The sequence below is a fragment of the Candidatus Hydrogenedentota bacterium genome, assembly GCA_019695095.1.
Lineage (GTDB): Bacteria > Hydrogenedentota > Hydrogenedentia > Hydrogenedentales > SLHB01 > JAIBAQ01.
On record JAIBAQ010000131.1, the window covers coordinates 1 to 17,525 of the forward strand.

Annotated in this window: 13 protein-coding genes; all 13 read right to left on the reverse strand. The window is 56.1% G+C overall.

Annotation, left to right across the window (positions count from 1 at the left end; all coding sequences use genetic code 11):
- A partial coding sequence (locus K1Y02_18435) for a hypothetical protein (protein MBX7258348.1) occupies positions 1-417 on the reverse strand: 417 nt, incomplete at its 3' end.
- An 83-nt stretch (positions 418-500) separates the two neighbouring features.
- The gene (locus K1Y02_18440; GenBank protein ID MBX7258349.1) at positions 501-857 is read right to left on the reverse strand and encodes an iron-sulfur cluster assembly accessory protein; all 357 of its coding nucleotides are present in this window, start codon (positions 855-857) and stop codon (positions 501-503) included.
- A 32-nt stretch (positions 858-889) separates the two neighbouring features.
- Positions 890-1,207: a DUF1858 domain-containing protein gene (locus tag K1Y02_18445; GenBank protein ID MBX7258350.1), complete on the reverse strand. Its 318-nt coding sequence runs from the start codon at positions 1,205-1,207 to the stop codon at positions 890-892.
- Between the two features lie 244 nt (positions 1,208-1,451).
- Complete coding sequence (locus tag K1Y02_18450; GenBank protein MBX7258351.1) at positions 1,452-4,280, reverse strand: insulinase family protein; 2,829 nt, start codon at positions 4,278-4,280, stop codon at positions 1,452-1,454.
- A gap of 301 nt (positions 4,281-4,581) precedes the next feature.
- The gene (gene nadA / locus K1Y02_18455; protein ID MBX7258352.1) at positions 4,582-5,646 is read right to left on the reverse strand and encodes a quinolinate synthase NadA; all 1,065 of its coding nucleotides are present in this window, start codon (positions 5,644-5,646) and stop codon (positions 4,582-4,584) included.
- 318 nt (positions 5,647-5,964) lie between these two features.
- Entirely contained in the window at positions 5,965-9,540 is a 3,576-nt protein-coding gene (locus K1Y02_18460) for a CPBP family intramembrane metalloprotease (GenBank protein MBX7258353.1), read from the reverse strand.
- Positions 9,541-9,878: 338 nt separating this feature from the next.
- Positions 9,879-10,343, reverse strand: a complete 465-nt coding sequence (locus K1Y02_18465) for an SUF system NifU family Fe-S cluster assembly protein (GenBank protein MBX7258354.1) — start codon at positions 10,341-10,343, stop codon at positions 9,879-9,881.
- On the reverse strand, positions 10,343-11,569 hold the full coding sequence (locus tag K1Y02_18470) for a cysteine desulfurase (GenBank protein ID MBX7258355.1): 1,227 nt from the start codon (positions 11,567-11,569) through the stop codon (positions 10,343-10,345). The genes K1Y02_18465 and K1Y02_18470 overlap by 1 nt, the downstream gene beginning before the upstream one ends.
- 77 nt (positions 11,570-11,646) lie before the next feature.
- Positions 11,647-12,969: a Fe-S cluster assembly protein SufD gene (gene sufD, locus K1Y02_18475; GenBank protein ID MBX7258356.1), complete on the reverse strand. Its 1,323-nt coding sequence runs from the start codon at positions 12,967-12,969 to the stop codon at positions 11,647-11,649.
- A gap of 136 nt (positions 12,970-13,105) precedes the next feature.
- Entirely contained in the window at positions 13,106-13,861 is a 756-nt protein-coding gene (sufC, locus tag K1Y02_18480; protein MBX7258357.1) for a Fe-S cluster assembly ATPase SufC, read from the reverse strand.
- Positions 13,861-15,360, reverse strand: coding sequence for a Fe-S cluster assembly protein SufB (gene sufB, locus K1Y02_18485; protein ID MBX7258358.1), 1,500 nt, complete (start codon positions 15,358-15,360; stop codon positions 13,861-13,863). The genes sufC and sufB overlap by 1 nt, the downstream gene beginning before the upstream one ends.
- Positions 15,361-15,711: 351 nt before the next feature.
- Positions 15,712-16,800, reverse strand: a complete 1,089-nt coding sequence (locus tag K1Y02_18490; GenBank protein MBX7258359.1) for a hypothetical protein — start codon at positions 16,798-16,800, stop codon at positions 15,712-15,714.
- Between the two features lie 170 nt (positions 16,801-16,970).
- Positions 16,971-17,525, reverse strand: a 555-nt coding sequence (locus K1Y02_18495; GenBank protein MBX7258360.1) for a four helix bundle suffix domain-containing protein, incomplete at its 5' end; no start/stop codon positions are given.

Here is a 17,525-nt window from a genome sequence, read left to right on the forward strand (position 1 = left end):
CGCCGACTCGCCCATGATTCCTGCTAGAAAGGACAAAGTCCGTGGCCCCTGCAAGACGAGCTGCTCCACCTCATCGCCGCTGTCGTACATGTGGACGTCCTCGGCAAACAGATGAGCATCCAACTGCTCGAGCAAATTTGTCGACTGTATCCGCTCCACGATGAGCCAATACTCATCGCCCCAGCGGTGTACCGTAAAATGCGCCTGAAGCCGTCCCTTCCGGTCAAGCAGAGCGTTGGCGTGTCCTTCGCCAGACTTCAGCGCTACCACGTCATTGGAAGTCTGCGTCTGCAACCAAGCAGCCACATCTCGCCCTTCTAGCCGGACAAATGTATGGTCCTCACGAATCCACGCGCCTACGCCGTGGCGAACGGCATACACATCGTCGCGCACGTTTTGTGTTACGGCATCAATCATTGAAAACCCCGCTCCGAAAAAAACGCCCTGAGCGATAGACGCCCAGGGTGGATACTGCAAAACCCGATGTGAGGCTCAAACGGCTACACGCTGAACGACTCGCCGCAACCGCATGTGCTGGTCGCGTTGGGGTTGCGAAATACAAACCCCTTGCTGTTCAGCCCCTCTTTGTATTCAAGAACGATACCTTTCAGGTAAATCGACGACTTCCGATCCATAAAGAACTTCATACCGTCCTGCTCATGAACGATATCGCCTTCGCGCTGCTTTCCAAATTCCAGCAGATACGACAGTCCCGAACAGCCTCCGCCCTTCACGCCAAGCCGCACACCCTCGACATCCGCGGATTCCTTCTCGCGCAAACGCTTTAACTCACGGACCGCATCTTCGGTGGCCGAAACCAACGCCTTTGGGCTCTCTGTGACTGCCTCAGTCGACATATCGTACTGACCTCTCCACTATAAACACGTGCTTACGCGTTGCTGGTTTCAGGGCGTTCCATCAGCCCTTCCAAGACTTCCAACAACATATCCGCGTCCACGCCGTATCCAGCGCAAACTTGGCCAATCGTCTCAAACTGATTGATGCCGCAATGCGAGCACCCACCCAAGTGGAACGCCGCGAACACCTCCGCCACGCGCGGATGCATCGCCATGGCCTCGCCGATCGTCATGTCCAGACTGAACACCGGACCGCCCGAACCGTTGTGGCCGGTGTGGTGATGCGCCGCCTCCTTGATGTGCTCATCCGACCAGTACTGCTCAAACTCTTCCTTCGAGGATGTCTCCATGTAGGCCATGTTCGTCATGCGCTTGACCAACGGGTCGGGCACGCAGTCGATTTCACCCGTCCCTGGGATGTGCGTCATCTGGCGCTGAATCGTAAACCGTTCGTCGCACTCGTAATAGACCCAGGCATCTCCCTTACCGGGAACAGGTTGACTCACTTTGTAATACAACATGGCTCGTCCTCGCGGGTTATAGCAGCCCTTAGATTGAACACGGCCAAAGGATAGCATATTTCCCGAAACACGCTCATTGTGCAGGCTTTGGCTGTTCAGGCGCTGTCGCAGTATCCCCTGGAGTCTCCTGCCCTTTTGCCGCCTCAATTACCGTTACCGGCGCAATCTTTTCCAGGCCCTCCTTAATCTTCGACGCTTCTCCTGCAACCACAATCGTCAGACGATCAAGGTTGACAATCTTCTCCGCAACGTCCGCGAGATCCTGCCTCTGCGCCTTGTTATAGGCCTGAACCGCCTGATTTAGGTAGTCTTTCGGAAGCCCCGAATACTCGATGAGCCACGCATAGTTGACTACATCCTGCGGTGTCTCCAACCCGCTCGGGAAATTCCCAACGAGGTATGACTTCGCCGTATTGATTTCTTCATCGGTTGGGGCCTCTTTGCGCATGCCCGCCAGCACGTCCAACACCGCTTGCACGGTCTCCGCCGTTGACTCGGTCTTTGTGAACGTCGAGCTCGTGAACTCGCCGCTGAACCGATGCGGTATGAAACCGCCGCTCGCGCCGTAGGTGAGCCCTCGCTGGATGCGAATTACGGTGTTGAGGCGGCTGTCGAATGCCCCGCCGTACACCTGCGAAAACACCCTCGCGAAATGATACCTCGGATCACTCCTCGTGATGTTCGTTTCGCCAACTTTGATTTGACTCTGCACCGCGCCCGGGCGGTCCACGAGCAGAATATGCGTTTTCTCGGGCGTAGGAATTGCCGGCAATGAAATCTCCGGCGCCGATCCTTCTACCTTCCACTCGCCAAGATACTGCTCAACCAATGCGACGGCTTTCTCCTCATCCACGTCACCCGCCACGTACACCACCGATGTGTCGGGCCGCGCATACTTTGCCCAATACGCCGCCAACAGCTCCGGCTTCAATTTGGCCACGTCCTCCGATTCGCCCTCCGGAGTGCGCGAATACGGATGCGCGCCATAGAGATGCCTGCGCAATTCCCGCGCCGCCACATAATCCGGAGACTGATCACGCACAGACAATGTCATGGTGCGCTGCTGCGCCAAGATGTCCAGTTCCTCCTGCGGGAACGTGGGGGAGAGGACGACTTCCGCCAACAACTCCACGGCCAGCGGCAACTTGTCCGAGAGGCCCGTTGCCGTGACCTGTGCGGCATCCATCGTGGCATCGCCTTCGAGCGTCAGGGCATTGAACTCAATAATCTCCGCCAATTCCTCGGCGGTATGCTTCTTGGTTCCCTTCGTTAGCATATTAAGTGTCATGGACGCGACACCCGGCGCGGCGGCGTCCTCCGCCCACGCGCCGTACTTTGAACCCAACATCACCGTCATGAACGGAAGTTCATGATTCGGCACGACCACAACCTTGAGACCGTTCTTCAACGTGCGCTCACTGGTAGGCGTCTGGGGCAATTCCTGTAGCAATTCGTGCATCGGAGGCGTCGTGCTGAAGCCTTCCGGACGCTTCACGCCTTCCTTAGGATTCGTATACTTGAACTCGTTGCCCGCCTTATCGCTTTCTGTGCCACGCTCCGCGTCAGCCGACAGTTTCTTTTCGGGGTTCGGTTTCACATGCAGGACCGTCTTTCGCTCCGGCACTAGATACGCGTTCGCGACGCGCTTGATGTCGTCAAGCGTGGCGGCATCGATTCTGGCCATTCGCTCGTTGAGCCATTCCGGCGTGCCATGAATTGTCGTGGCATCGCCGATGTTGTTCGCCTTATTCTCAACCGTCAGCGAATCCGCCACCAGCGTGCGACGCAACTGATTCTTCGCTTTGGTGAGCTCCTTTTCTTCGAGCCCCTTCTCCTTCAAAGCCGTGAGATGCTCGTCCAAAGCTTTGAACGCCACTTCGGGATTGGCCATCGGATTCAGCGCTGCGCCCGCGCCGCACACGCCCGCATCCTGCAACATATACGTATCCGCCAAAGCTTGCACACAGAGGTTACGCTTCTTCACGAGGTCCACGTTCAAGCGGCTGCTGTCGCCTTGCCCGAGCGCAATCATCATCAATTCCAACGGAATCGAGTCCGCGTGCGTCTCCGGCACCGTCTTGAATACGTAACCAATCAGCGGCACCGGACCAAACGGCTCCTCGACCGTGATCTCCCGCGTTTCCTTCTGCTCCGGCTCGGTAAACGTAAGGCGTCCAGTCGTGTCCCCCGATGGCATCCACGAGAAGTACTTCTTCGCGAGGGCCTGCGCATCTGCATGCTTCACTGCTCCAGCAATGACCAACGTCGCATTCTGCGGCACGTAAAAGTAATTCCAGAACTCCGCCAACTCCGGAGCCTTCGCCGCCCGCAAATCGGGAATGTTGCCAATGGGCGACCATCGATAGGGGTGTTCCTTGAATAGAACCGGCAACACCTGCTCCATGACGCTGCCATACGGCTGGTTCAAGCCCATGCGGCGTTCTTCTTCCACGACTTTACGTTCCGTGTCAAATCCCTTCTCGTCCACCTTCAAGAACATCATCCGCTGCGATTCCAGCCACAGCACCAGCTCCAACTGATTCGATGGAACCGTATTCACGTACGCTGTAAAGTCAAACGAAGTGAAAGCATTGCAGTCGCCGCCCACTTTGCGAATGAGATTCGAATACTCCTCGGCGTTGACGAGATCCGTGCCTCCAAACATCATATGCTCGAACATGTGCGCGAACCCCTGCCGCGTCGCCTGTTCATTCTTCGACCCTACGTGATACCACACCTGCACCGCCACGATGGGTGTCGAGAAATCCTCCAACGTGACAACCCTAAGGCCGTTATCGAGTTTGATATCTTCGAATTCAAACGGCTTCGCGGCAAATGCGTTCACCGCCGCAATCAGCCCGGCGAGAAACAAAGGTAGTGTGGAACGATAGAGTGTTTTCACGACGCGTATACCTCCGTGAGGAAGGTCAGACCAGGAGTATCGATACCAGACCGAAAGTCTACTGTCCCCGCCAACCGCATGCAACCAGGATTTACGATGCTACCCCTGACCGCACGAGGTTTTGCCGCATGTCCATGCGTCCATATCGTCCATGCGGTCCATATCCACTTGTTGCGGAAATCAGAGACTGACGCAAGCGAAGCGACCGAAGGGAGCGGAGACGTGGCTGTCCCTGATTTCTCGCAACTGGTCCAAGAGAAGCGCACGAAGGAGCGAAGATGTGTAGGGTCCTGATTGCTCTTTACCGGATCTCCAGCATCCGGTCAATCGGCAACCGCGCATTCTGGATGACTTCGTCGGAAAGATGGACCTGATACTGTGACTTCTGCAGGGCCTCCAACGTGTCTTCCAGCGTGATTTCACCCATGTGCGGACAACGGTGGCTGCACAACCGCAACATCTCCTTGTCCGGGTTCTCCGCCGCGATATTGTCGCCCATGCTGCATTCCGTCAACAGGAGATACCGGTTCGCCTGCGTATTACGAACGTAATCGATCATCTGCTTCGTGCTGCCCGCCGCGTCGCACACCTGCAAAACCTCCGGGCTTACTTCCGGGTGCGCAACGATCGCCACATCCGGAAACTGCTTGCGCACATTCACGACATCGTCCACCGTGAACAGCTCGTGCACCTCGCACCGCGCATGCCAACCGATCATGGCTTGCTCCGGCGCGTCCACTTTCGCGTCCAGATTCGACATCACGAACGGAATGCCGATCTCATTCGCCGTATTGCGCGCCAAATATTCATCCGGCAAGAAAATAACCTGATTGTGGCCCAACCCGAGGATATGCTTCACCACCTTCGCCGCATTGCCCGACGTACAGCAATAATCCGACACCGCCTTCACGTCCGCCAGCGTATTCACGTAACTCACGACTGGCGCACCCGGATACTGCTCCTTCAACCGCAACACGTCGTTTGCCGTAATGCCCGACGCCAGCGAACAGCCCGCCTTCGACGACGGAATCAGCACCATCTTGTCCGGGTTCAATATCTTCGCCGTCTCCGCCATAAACTGCACGCCGCAAAACACAATTATGTCCGCGTTCGTCTGCGTCGATACCCGCGACAACTCCAGCGAATCCCCCGAATAATCCGGCACCGAGACAAACAACGCCGGCTCCATGTAATTGTGCCCAAGAATAACCGCGTTCAATTCCGCCTTCAGCCGATTAATTTCGAAGGCCAAGTCCGCCTTAATCCGCAGCTCAACCTCCGGCACAATGCCCGCCAGCTTCGTCTTCATTAGCCGGAAGGTCTCCTCGCGGGTGGGGGCCTTCTGTATTGCGAGGGTCTGTGTCATGACGTGGGTTCCTTCCTAACCGGACGCTTACGCGAGGGTAAACAACGCCCAAATTCGTGCATTTCCGGGGAGATCGCGCTTTCAGTAAATACCGCTAGAATAGCACCGCGACAACAGGCGTTCAATTACTCCTAACGGAATGCATACGCGGTGTATTCCAAACGCACGGAAAAGCCCAAGCTAAAGCCTATTCATGCGGGGAAAGTGGCCTACTGCCGTCCATTGAGTCCCTGCAGTCGACCCACTCCACTTGATCGACTTGGTCCACCTAGTCCATCCAGTCCATCCCCTTCCGGCTCCCACCTCAAATTTCAAGTTTCAAATTCGAGATTCCCTCTCCTCCCCGAATCCCTCCGGCCCAGCCAGTGCAATTTGCCCGCCCTCACAAACGGCGCTCTCCTCTTCCTCCTCCGGAACCTGCACCGTCAGCGGCTCCCCGCGCCACCGGGGCAGGCTTAACCAGAACCCCAAAGCTATGAGCAAAGTGAGTGCGGCCAACAGAATCGCCGCATTCAGATTTCCCTCCAATGTAGAGGCTCCACTCCACATATATGTCTCGTCGTATAGCATCTCGCAGAAGACCCAGAAGAAGAAGGCCACCACGTTGCTCCGGCATATGCATTTGAGGAGCACATACATACAGAGCGCGAAATTGAGGAACATAAGGGTCATTTCCGCAAGCTTAATCCAGCTCTCAGGGGATTCAGGTGGGACTAAGGCAAGTCGCAGAATGAGCATTCCCAGCGCGATCAGAAACAGTCTGTGGAACTTACCGATATACATAACGTACAGCCCAATGATGATCGCGGATGCCAGGCTCCCTATGCTTGCGAATGCTGCATTATCCGCAAGAGTCTCCAGCGCGGGGGAGTAATCGGCGTCTGCCGGAATGGATACAGACGACGGCGCGTCTTCGTCCAACGACCCACTGCGGAATTCCGGTCTGAGGGCCTGGAACCCACTATCGGAGACCTGATCAATACAGAGACTAATAGCGCTCACGGCACACCCAATGAGAATTGCCTCACCCCAAACCAACCGAGAGCGTGTGTTACCCGCCAACCGGGAAGGGTGGAAGGCCCTATCCCATTTCGCAAATCCAAACCAGTGGACGAGGGGTCGGTCATGTGGAAATGCCAGCCGAAATACGCCGTCACCAAAGAGAACTAACAGAAATGCAATCACGAAATCCCTGATTGCAGGCGAAATAATCGCAAAGAGTGCCCACTTGCCGAGATACAGACTCCACGTATCCGAGGTGGAGTAGTCCGAACCAAAGTGCCTAAGGCAGTCAAGCGGCCCAGCTAGGGAAAGAAGAGTGATCGACGACGCAATGATCAGGGCGGGCCAGAAGTGTAGTGCGCGAGCGCGGACTACTCTGATAATCGCGACAAGGAAGAGTATGCTGGCGAGAATCACCAGAAGACTCTCGATTCCTCCAAAGAGAGTTTCCCTGAGGCTAGACTTGCTCCGTTCGCGATACCATTCCTGAGGAATGTCTAGGTAGTGATTGAGACCACAGGCCTCGTCTCCAATAACGCTCACGCTGGTCCGATAAGGTGCTTCGCCAACCTTAAATGCGTTGTCTTCCCATACAAATGTGTGGTCTGTCCGGGCTGGCCGTTTCCTTTGCGACCAGTCGGCCAAATGATAGCTGCCCAAGTCGATGCCACCCATGTCTCGTGCATACTGCGCGGCGAGACGCATCGCGTCATCCTTGCCCAACTCGGCGCCCTGCGCTTCCTCGGCGCGTGTGTGAAAATAGTCGCCTACCTTCCCGTTTGGTAACACGTAGACAAAGTACTCGTCCTTCTCCAGTGGCCGGAAGTACCGAACTCCCCAATTCACGAGTTGAGGGAAACGTTCTCGAGTGATCGTGTTGAGTTGTTTAAGGCCGACCTTCTGCCACGTGTAATTGGCAATGTCGCCGTCAAGGTTCTCGTTGAAGGTGACGGCGGTCCTATACGTCAGTGGGTCAATGCCCTTGGCCCGCAAAAAAGCGTTCGCTGCCTCCAGCGCGCCGCCTTGTGTGGACTCTACACGGATGTAATCTCCGTATTGCTCAGGCCTTGGACATAGAAGCGCGATTCCTAATGCAGCGAATGCAACCAGCGCCAGTGTGACAAGGGACCGCGTGGACAAAAGTTCAATACTTTTGTAGGGTAGATCTGGCTCTTGAAGAACATCTTGAGCAGTGGATTCCTGAGAGCGTCCATAGGTCTCCGAATTGAGATCAGAGGTTGAAAGCAAAGCGCGGCCGCGCAAGCATCTCCAAACTCCCGGCAATGCGGGAATTACCATCAGGCATACGACAACTAAGCCCGATATCTGAAAGTAACGGTTGCCGCTTTCGAAAAGGAATACTGCCCCGACTAAAGCGTTGTACGTGTAATGCGCGACGATCGTCGCCAGCACTCCGTATCTGAGAAAGACAATTCCATATAAAATCCCAATGATTGAGACTTCAATTCCGCGGATATAGATGGGTTCTTGCGGGTATGCGCTGTGACAAAAGCCCCAGATTACGGCAGGAACGAAGACGGCAAGCCAACGGCGTTTAGTCAGAAAGAGCAGAAGGGAAATGGCGAAATAGCGAAAGAGTGCCTCTTCCTTGAGTGCTGCGCTTATGCCCACCTGCAGCGGAAAGAGCGACGGTACCGCGACCTCAAGCGCGTCAGAGTAAGGCGCATCAAGCGGACACCACGCGCCAAATTGCTGTGCAACCAGATAAAACGCGTTAAAGAACCCCGCGTGAATACACGCAAGACAAAGCCCTACCCCCACGGAAATCAAAACGGACTTGCTTTTCCAGAAGGCACGCGAAAAGACCCGCGAGAATTCCGCATGATCTGGAAATATTCGCCGGGTCGCGGCATCGCCTGGGACGAAGACAAAAATGGAGCTTAGAATGACAGCTATGGTTTGGCCAACAGTTCCGAAAATCTGACCAGTAACATGGGTTTGCACGCTTTCTATTGTTGGGTACGACATCCAAAAGGTTGGTAGTGCGTTCACCCAGAGGATAACGCCGGAGACGGCAAGCAGTACTCCGAGACCGAGGGCGAATCGGAATCGAGCTCGTCTCGCACGAATGGCCCAAATCAAAGCGATGATGGATGCGAAATTGATTGCCCTCGACAACCAGGCAGCGGTTGTTGATAGCAGCTGCCTTCTCGATGTGTGTTGTGCAGCTGCCCGCTGCGTATTCTCCGCAATATATAAGCCTTCGCTGAAGTTTGTTACTGCGTCACCACTCACCGTTACATAAATACGGTACTTTGCCCCCGACAAATCGAAGTCCCGTTTCTGCCATGTGAAACTGAACTGGGACCGCTTCGGCAGCGTTTGCTGTGTGTGGTCAATGATCTCGTACTCGCCCTGATCAATGTGCGATAGAGTGCCCAGAAACGCCTCTGCACGCGTCTGAGCCTCCGTTTCAGACAGTGTCGCGCCTTCTCTTGCCTCAGGGATGTGGTGCCCGAAGTAGCAAATCCGGCCGTCTGGCCACAGACTCACTTGAAGCTCCTCTTCCTGCTCTGGCACGACAAAGCGGACATACCAGTACCAAGTGGCCACTTCGTCGCGCATCAATCGCGATGCCTTGTCTGCCGGCAGACTTTTCTCCAGAAAGTCGCGTGTGCTGCGATTCGAGTAGAATCCTGCTGCCGACTTGTACGAGGAAACATCGATGCCGCGTTCGGCAAGGTAAGCACGGGCTTGCGCGACCGCATCCCCGCGGGTGAGCTTCACCGGTACGGCCGCCGCTGGATCGACTCGCTCCCGAGTCACAACAAAGAACGTCAACGAAAGAACTGCGGCAATACCCCATGCCGTGGGTGATACCCACTTGCGCTTGTCTTGCGCTGATTCCTCTGTCTGAACGTCGATTTCCACGTGATCCCCCTAGCACGCTGTGGAGAACAGACAAGAACCCCCCAACGAAGCAATCTCAGACTTCTCCCCTGACGCCATTTGAAGGCGAAGTCAGAGCCTCTGTGTAATAATACGGCTGAAGTGCTTGGCGCTGCAAGCGCAAGCCGAGTGAATTGACTTCCGTTTCGCTCACGCCGCGACTCACAACTGCTACGGTCAACGAATTGGATGCCTGCACTTCACATTCGGTTTAGTATCTGTGAAATCTGTGCCATCTGTGGATAGGACCCAGCTATAAACAGACCTACAGAGTTGCACAATGCACCTCTGCTAGCAGTGAGGCGAGGGGAGAAGCATGCTTAGGAGGGGTCCGACTCTGTCGTAACCGGCGCGTCCTTGCCATCCAGCGCGGCAAGCATGGAATGCCACGCGAGAGTCGCGCACTTGATGCGAACGGGGAACTCGCGCACCCCCGCGAACACAGACAGGCGGCCAAGGTCGTTCTCGTCGATGTCGGCTTCGGGGCTGGCGGTGACCATGCCGTGAAATTTCACAAAGAGGGCTTCCGCTTCTTTTCTCGTCTTGCCTTTGAGGAGCGTCGTCATGACCGACGCCGACGACTTCGAAATGGCGCAGCCCGCGCCCATGAAACTCACGTCCTCGATGATATCGCCGTTGACCTTCACGTAGATGGTGAAGTGATCGCCGCAAAGCGGGTTATACCCCTCCGATTTGCAGCTTGCCTCCGGCATGTCCCGAAAGTTACGCGGCTTCTTGTTATGTTCCAAAATGACTTGCTCGTACAGCGCGCGATTTTCGGGCATTAATCAAACACCTTCTTCACTTTCATGACGGCTTCGGCAAGCGCATCGAGCTCTTGCTTAGTATTGTAAAACGCCAACGACGCGCGGGCCGTGGCCGGCACGCCAAATCGTTGCATAACGGGCTGCGCGCAATGGTGTCCCGCGCGAATCGCGACACCGCAGTCATCGAGAATCTGCCCGATGTCATGGGGATGCGCATTCTCGAGCACGAACGCAAGCACTCCGGCCTTGGCCTTCGCCGTGCCGATGAGCTTCAGACCTTCGATAGGCTCCAGCAACTTCGTGCCGTACTCGGTCAATTCATGCTCATATGCCGCGATCTTATCCATGCCGATCGACTGTAAATAATCGACAGCCGTGCCCAACGCCACTACCCCCGCGATATTCGGGGTGCCTGCCTCGAACTTGTACGGCAAACTCGCAAACGCCGTCTTATCGAAGGTCACGTTCAAGATCATATCGCCGCCGCCCTGATACGGAGGCAGCTTATTCAACCACTCGGCCTTGCCGTACATCACGCCGATGCCTGTCGGCCCGAACATCTTGTGGCCCGAACACACGAAGAAATCGCAGCCCAACTCGGCGACGTTGATCGGCAAATGCGGCACGGCCTGCGCGCCGTCCACAAGGATCGGAATGCCGCGTTTGTGGGCCATGTCGGCCATCATACGAATCGGGTTGATGGTCCCCAGCGCATTCGACACATATGTCACCGCGACGATCTTCGTGCGGTCGTTGAGCATCTTCTCGTACTCGTCGATCAACAACTCGCCCTGATCGTTCATCGGAATAACGCGCAACTTTGCCTTGCGCTCATCGCGCACCATTTGCCAAGGCACGATGTTGGAGTGATGCTCCATCGCCGAAATGACGATCTCGTCGCCTTCATTCACGAACTTGCGGCCGTAGCTGTTGGCAACGAGGTTGATGCCTTCCGTGGTGCCGCGCGTGAAGATCGTCTCGCAGCTCAGCGGAATGCCCAGAAACCGTTGTATTCGCTTCCGCGCCTCTTCATAGGCTTCCGTCGCCACTTCGCTCAGGTAATGAATGCCGCGGTGCACGTTCGCGTTCTGCGTGCGATAGAAACGGTTTTCCGCCTCAATCACGCACAAGGGTTTATGGCTCGTGGCCGCATTGTCGAGATAGACAATGGGCTGTCCTTTGCGCTTAAGGCTCAGCGCGGGAAAATCATGACGCAGCCGCTCGACGTCCAACTCCGTGTCCAAAGACACGGATGGTGTCGCCGGATAAGGCACTTCGCCCGCGGAAAGGCTTCGGGTTGCCACGCTGATTACGCCTTTCGTTACGCCGGCACGGGGCTGTACTTGTCGAAGACGAAGCGTTCCAGCCGTTCGCGCACAGGATCCAGTTCGATCTGATTCACCACTTCATCGGCAAACCCATACGTGAGCATGCCCAATGCCATAGCTTCGCTCATGCCGCGCGTCCGGAAGTAATAGACCAACTCCTTCGGAGGCTGGCCTATGGTCGCGCCGTGCGTACATTTGACGTCATCCGCAAAGATCTCCAACAGTGGCTTCGTGTCTACCGTGGCCTTATCGGACAACAACAAATTCCGGTTGAGTTGATTCGAGTCCGTCTTCTGTGCTCCTCGGCGTACCATGATCTTCCCACTGAAGACAGCGTGGCTCCGGTCCGCCAGGACGCCCTTGTACCCAATCCAACTCGTACAATGCGGCTTCGCATGGTCAATAGAGGTCTTATTATCGATCAATTGCTCACCGTCTGTCATGTACAGCCCATTGAGCGAGCAATCGGCGCCCTCGCCATCCAGCGTCACGTTCAGTTCGTGACGCCCAATCGCCGCGCTCAAGCTCATCGAAAACGAACGGTACCGGCTATCGCGCTCCTGTTTCACCTGCGTCGTCGCCAAGTGATAGCTGTCCGCGCGTTCCTGCATCAGCTTGTAATGCAACACGTGCGAACCTTCACCCACAACCACTTCCGTGACGGCGTTCGTCAAGTAGGGCGAACCCTCGCCCAGAGCGACATAACTCTCCACAATCGACGCTTTGCTTCCACGCTCCACCACAATCAGGTTGCGCGGATGCGTCGCCAGCTCCGTATCATGCCCCGTCGCAACGAACAGCAGATGTATGGGCGTATCCAATTCCGTATTCTTGGGCACATGTATGCAGGCGCCGTCCAGCATGAACGCCGAATTCAGCGCGCTGTAGGCGTTATTCGCCGAACTCAAGTACGTATCCACGTGCGACTCGGCCAGCTTGTCGCCGCTGGCAATGGCCTCCGCGAGGCTGCCAACATTCAAGCCTTTTGGTACGCGCGAAAGGCCAGCCGCAAAGAACCCATCGACGAAGACCAATTCCGCCCACGACGAGTCTCCGTAGAGCAGCGAAGCTATATCCGACGGCTCCGGATTACGGTCTGCCTGTTCAGTAACGGAGCGAAACGGCGTACGCATAATGGGATTGATGTTCGTGAACCGCCAATCTTCCATTTTGCGATGCGGCAGGTTCGTCGCCAGAAATCGGCCAAGCGCGGCCTTCCTGCGCACAGTCAGCCAGTCCGGCTTCCCTGAGCCAATCCGCTCCAGGTCTCCGATGAAATGCTCCTTGCTACCCACTCGTTCCATCACTTCCGGCATAGCTTTCGCTTTCTTCTCCGTAACGCCAGTCCTTGCCGATACACTTCTCGGCCGCCGGGCGTCCTCGTCTACTTCCTAAGCGTAAGGTTTGTAGCGCCCGGTCTCTGTGCCGGGCGTCTTCGTCTTTCACTGCCTTCTACGCGGTCGCCAATTCTGCCTTGATCCAATCGTAGCCCTTCTCTTCAAGTTCGAGGGCCAGTTCCTTCCCGCCCGACTTCACGATGCGCCCACTAACAAGCACATGCACAAAATCCGGCACGATATAATCCAGCAACCGCTGGTAATGCGTCACAAGCAACATCGCCCGGTTCGGATTCCGCAACCGGTTCACGCCGTCCGCGACTATCCGCAATGCGTCGATGTCGAGTCCCGAATCGCTCTCGTCGAGAATCGCCAACTTCGGCTCCAAGACTGCCATCTGCAGAATCTCGTTTCGCTTCTTCTCGCCGCCGGAGAAACCTTCGTTGACCGGACGATCCGCGAACTTTGGATCGATCTGCACGAGCTCCATCTTCTCCTTCAGGATCTCGCGAAACTCCATCGCGTCGAGTTCGTCCAACCCGTGGCTCTTGCGGATCTCGTTCAGGCCAGCCTGCAGGAAGTACGCGTTGCTGATTCCCGGAATCTCCACCGGATACTGAAACGCGAGAAACATCCCCAGGCGCGCGCGCTCTTCCGCGGGCAATTCCAACAAGTCCTGCCCAAGAAACGTTACGCTGCCTTCCGTGATCTCGTAGTCCTCGCTACCCGCCAACACGCCCGCGAGCGTGCTCTTACCGGAACCGTTCGGCCCCATGATCGCATGCACTTCACCGGCGTTCAGCTTCAGGTTGATACCCTTGAGAATCTCAACGCCCTCAACGGTGGCGTGCAGATTGGTGATTTCCAGCATTACCCGACACTCCCTTCCAAACTGACACTGAGCAGTTTCGTCGCCTCGACCGCAAACTCCATCGGGAGGTGATCGAAGACTTCCTTGCAGAATCCATTCACCACCATCGAAATCGCGTCCTCCGGTCCGATGCCCCGGCTCTTGCAGTAAAACAACTGCGCTTCGCTAATCTTCGACGTGGATGCCTCATGTTCGACATTGGCGGTGTTGTTGCGCACTTCGATATACGGGAACGTATGCGCGCCGCAACGGTCGCCAATGAGCAACGAATCGCACTGCGTGTAATTGCGCGCGTTCGCCGCCTTCGGCTGCACCATCACTTGTCCGCGATAGCTATTGTTGCCCTCGCCCGCGGAAATCGTCTTCGAGATGACCGTGCTGCGTGTGTTGCGCCCCATGTGAATCATCTTTGTGCCGGTGTCCGCCTGCTGACGGTTATTGCTCACCGCCACCGAATAGAATTCGCCCACGGAGTTGTCGCCCATCAGAATGCAGCCCGGATACTTCCACGTGATCGCGGAACCCGTTTCCACCTGCGTCCACGAAATACGCGAGTTCGCGCCCTGGCATTTGCCGCGCTTCGTAACAAAATTGAAGATGCCGCCGCGGCCCTCTTTGTCACCCGCGTACCAGTTCTGCACCGTCGAATAATTGATCGTGGCATTGTCCAACGCGATCAACTCCACCACCGCCGCGTGCAACTGATTCTCGTCGCGTTGCGGCGCCGTGCACCCTTCCAGGTAATTCACGTACGCCCCTTCGTCCGCGACGATCAGCGTCCGCTCGAACTGCCCCGTCTCCGCCGCGTTGATGCGGAAGTAGGTCGACAGGTCCATCGGGCACTTCACGCCCTTCGGGATATAACAGAACGAACCGTCGCTGAATACCGCCGAATTCAGCGCCGCAAAAAAGTTGTCTCCCACCGGCACCACCGAACCCAGATACTTCTGAATCAGCTCGGGGCATTCGTGCACGGCCTCCGAAAACGAACAGAAAATGACGCCCTTCTTGGCGAGGATCTCGCGGTGCGTTGTCGCCACCGACACACTGTCGAACACCGCGTCCACGGCCACGCCCGCAAGACGCTTCTGCTCGTCCAGGGGGATGCCCAGTTTCTCGAATGTCTCCAGCAATTCCTTGTCGACATCGTCCAGGCTGTTGAGGGGTTTCTTCGCGCGCTTCGGCGCCGAATAATACCGCTGGTGCTGGTAGTCGATTTCCGGATAGGTCACATTCGCCCAACGCGGCTCTGTCATCGTCTGCCACTGCCGGAACGCCTTCAAACGCCAATCGAGCAGCCAGCCCGGTTCGTTCTTCTTCTCCGAAATCTGGCGAACGATGTCTTCCGTCAGACCCCGGTCGAACGTCTCCGACTCGATTTCCGTAGACCAGCCATATTTGTACGACTGATTTGCCAGCTCCTCGATTTCGCGCGTACTCTGCTCGACGCGCGTCCCGGTGTAGGCCGCATCCGTACTCGTGTCTTTAACTTCGTTCATTCCATTAACCTCATGGCGTCCTATTCGACCGGAACCTGCCGGTAACGGTAACTCTCCTTAGGATTAACACTTCAGAGAGGGCATTCTCTTTCAAGGACGGGTGTTTTTCTCGATATACGGGTCGCTGAACGGCCGCAACCTGGCCCCGTGCGGAGATTCACCCCAAGCAACCGCGGAGCATTCGCTCCCATGCCTACAACACCGCCCCCCAGGACCATATTCCCCTCATATTCCCGGCCACAAGTCTCTGTCTTCGAGGTGCCTCGCTAGATGTGGGGCAGCCGCCCTCGGCTGCCATTCTACAGACTGCGCGCGCTCTCCGCCGATACACCTTTGGCCACGCCAGGCGTCTTAAGCCATGTACCGCCGTCCTTCATCCAACATGACAAGATAACTGTCCAACGGGATGTAATTCGCCACGCTGTTCCCGGTTCCCAGACAATACCCACCCCCGGGTAAGCAGACATCAAGTGTTTCCCGCACCCGCTTACGAATTGCCCCCTCGTCGGCGCGGCACAAAAAGTCTACATCGATACCCCCCAACAATGCGATTCGATCGCCGTATGCGCGCTTGGCATCTGTCACTAGCTCAATCGTGTCTTCAAACGAATGCTTGGCGTCTATTCCAACGTCATGGATCAAGTCATCTATAATGAGGTCAATCTTGCCGCAGCAATGGAGGAGATACGGGCGCCCAGCAGCATGCGATTTCTCGGCCATCCGCTTGTGACCCGGCAATACGAACTCCCTTAAATCGTCGGGACTGATGAGCGGCCCCGTCCGAAATCCCATGTCATCGCTACCCCAAATTACCTTGACCCGGTCGTAGGCAAGCACCCGATCGATGACCACTTCATACATCTCCAACAGGCGCTTGCTGATGGCCGCGAGCAAATCGCGCTGCTCGAACAACGCCACGCACAATGCTTCGTAACCCAACAGCCAATTGAGGTACTCCGCAAAATGCGCGAACCCGCCGCTTCCCACAATGCACATGTTCTCCGGCAGATGTTCGCTGTACCAATCCAACGATTTCGTCGGCGCCTTCGCCGGGTCCGGCCACGGGTACCGCTCAAAGTCCTCCCAATTGGCGATGGGCCCCGTGCTCTCATTCACGTAATTGCGCCCGCCCTCACGCTTCAAGTCTGCTGTGTCGTCCGCAATGTCATACCGCAGCGGCATCACCATGTCATCAAGGCTCGCCCGCACGAAGTCGTACCCCAAAAACTGCTGCACAGCAAGATGCCGCTTCTGCGCAAAGAACGGGTCGTCCGGTGAAACGTCAGGTATGAGCTCAAACCGCTCACACACCGCCTCCTGCACTTCCGGGTCCAGGAACAGCTCGATGTGATGGACCCGCTTGGGCGTGCCCTCACGGCGAAGGCATTTCAGAAACGACCGCCAATCGGGCGTGATGGAACGGTTCAGGATGGTCTCCATAGTTAACCTCGATGATGAAGTCCTCTGCTCGGGACGTGTTTTCAGCACTATACAGGATCAATGTCTGGACGAATTAGTAGGCCACACAGACGACAAGTCGTTGGCAGTAGCAGGAATAGTAAATCACGCGGCGGCAATAGTCATCCAAATACGTGTCTGTGAAGTGCCGGTCAGGTCCCTTTGAATTGTCTGTCTCGCTGCTGCAGCCGGGCGCGAACCATGCGTTCGCGAAGACCACCCTCTTTCATAAAGATCTGTTCAAGACTGCGAATTTGCCGGTCGAGTAAGTAGTTGGTTTGATGAATCAGGCACATTGCGATATTGGCCACGACTTCCGGTGGGCGCGACTCGCAGTAGTTCCTGTAAGTCTCGTAGGTCATGACCGCGGTTGTACTCAGCTTCCGAACGAATAAGGCCTCTTTCGAGTCCTTTTCCCAGATAGGAAGCCCGCGAACCCGAAGGAAATCCTGATAGTCAGCCAACAGTTCTTCCAAGCTGGCGCGAGCCACATTGATGAGCTTAATCTCCATTTCCTTGGAAGTACCAGACGCCTGACAACCCTCGACGATGTTCTGCTTTCCTGAACGGGCCGCCTGCACCATTTGGTCTATGGTTCGGTCTCCCGTCTTGAGGAATCGCCTGCAGAAATGGAAAGTAAGATCATAGACAACTTCGGCTTTCTGATACGAAAGCAGCTCTCGGTAATTCCCGTGCGGCGGAATGAA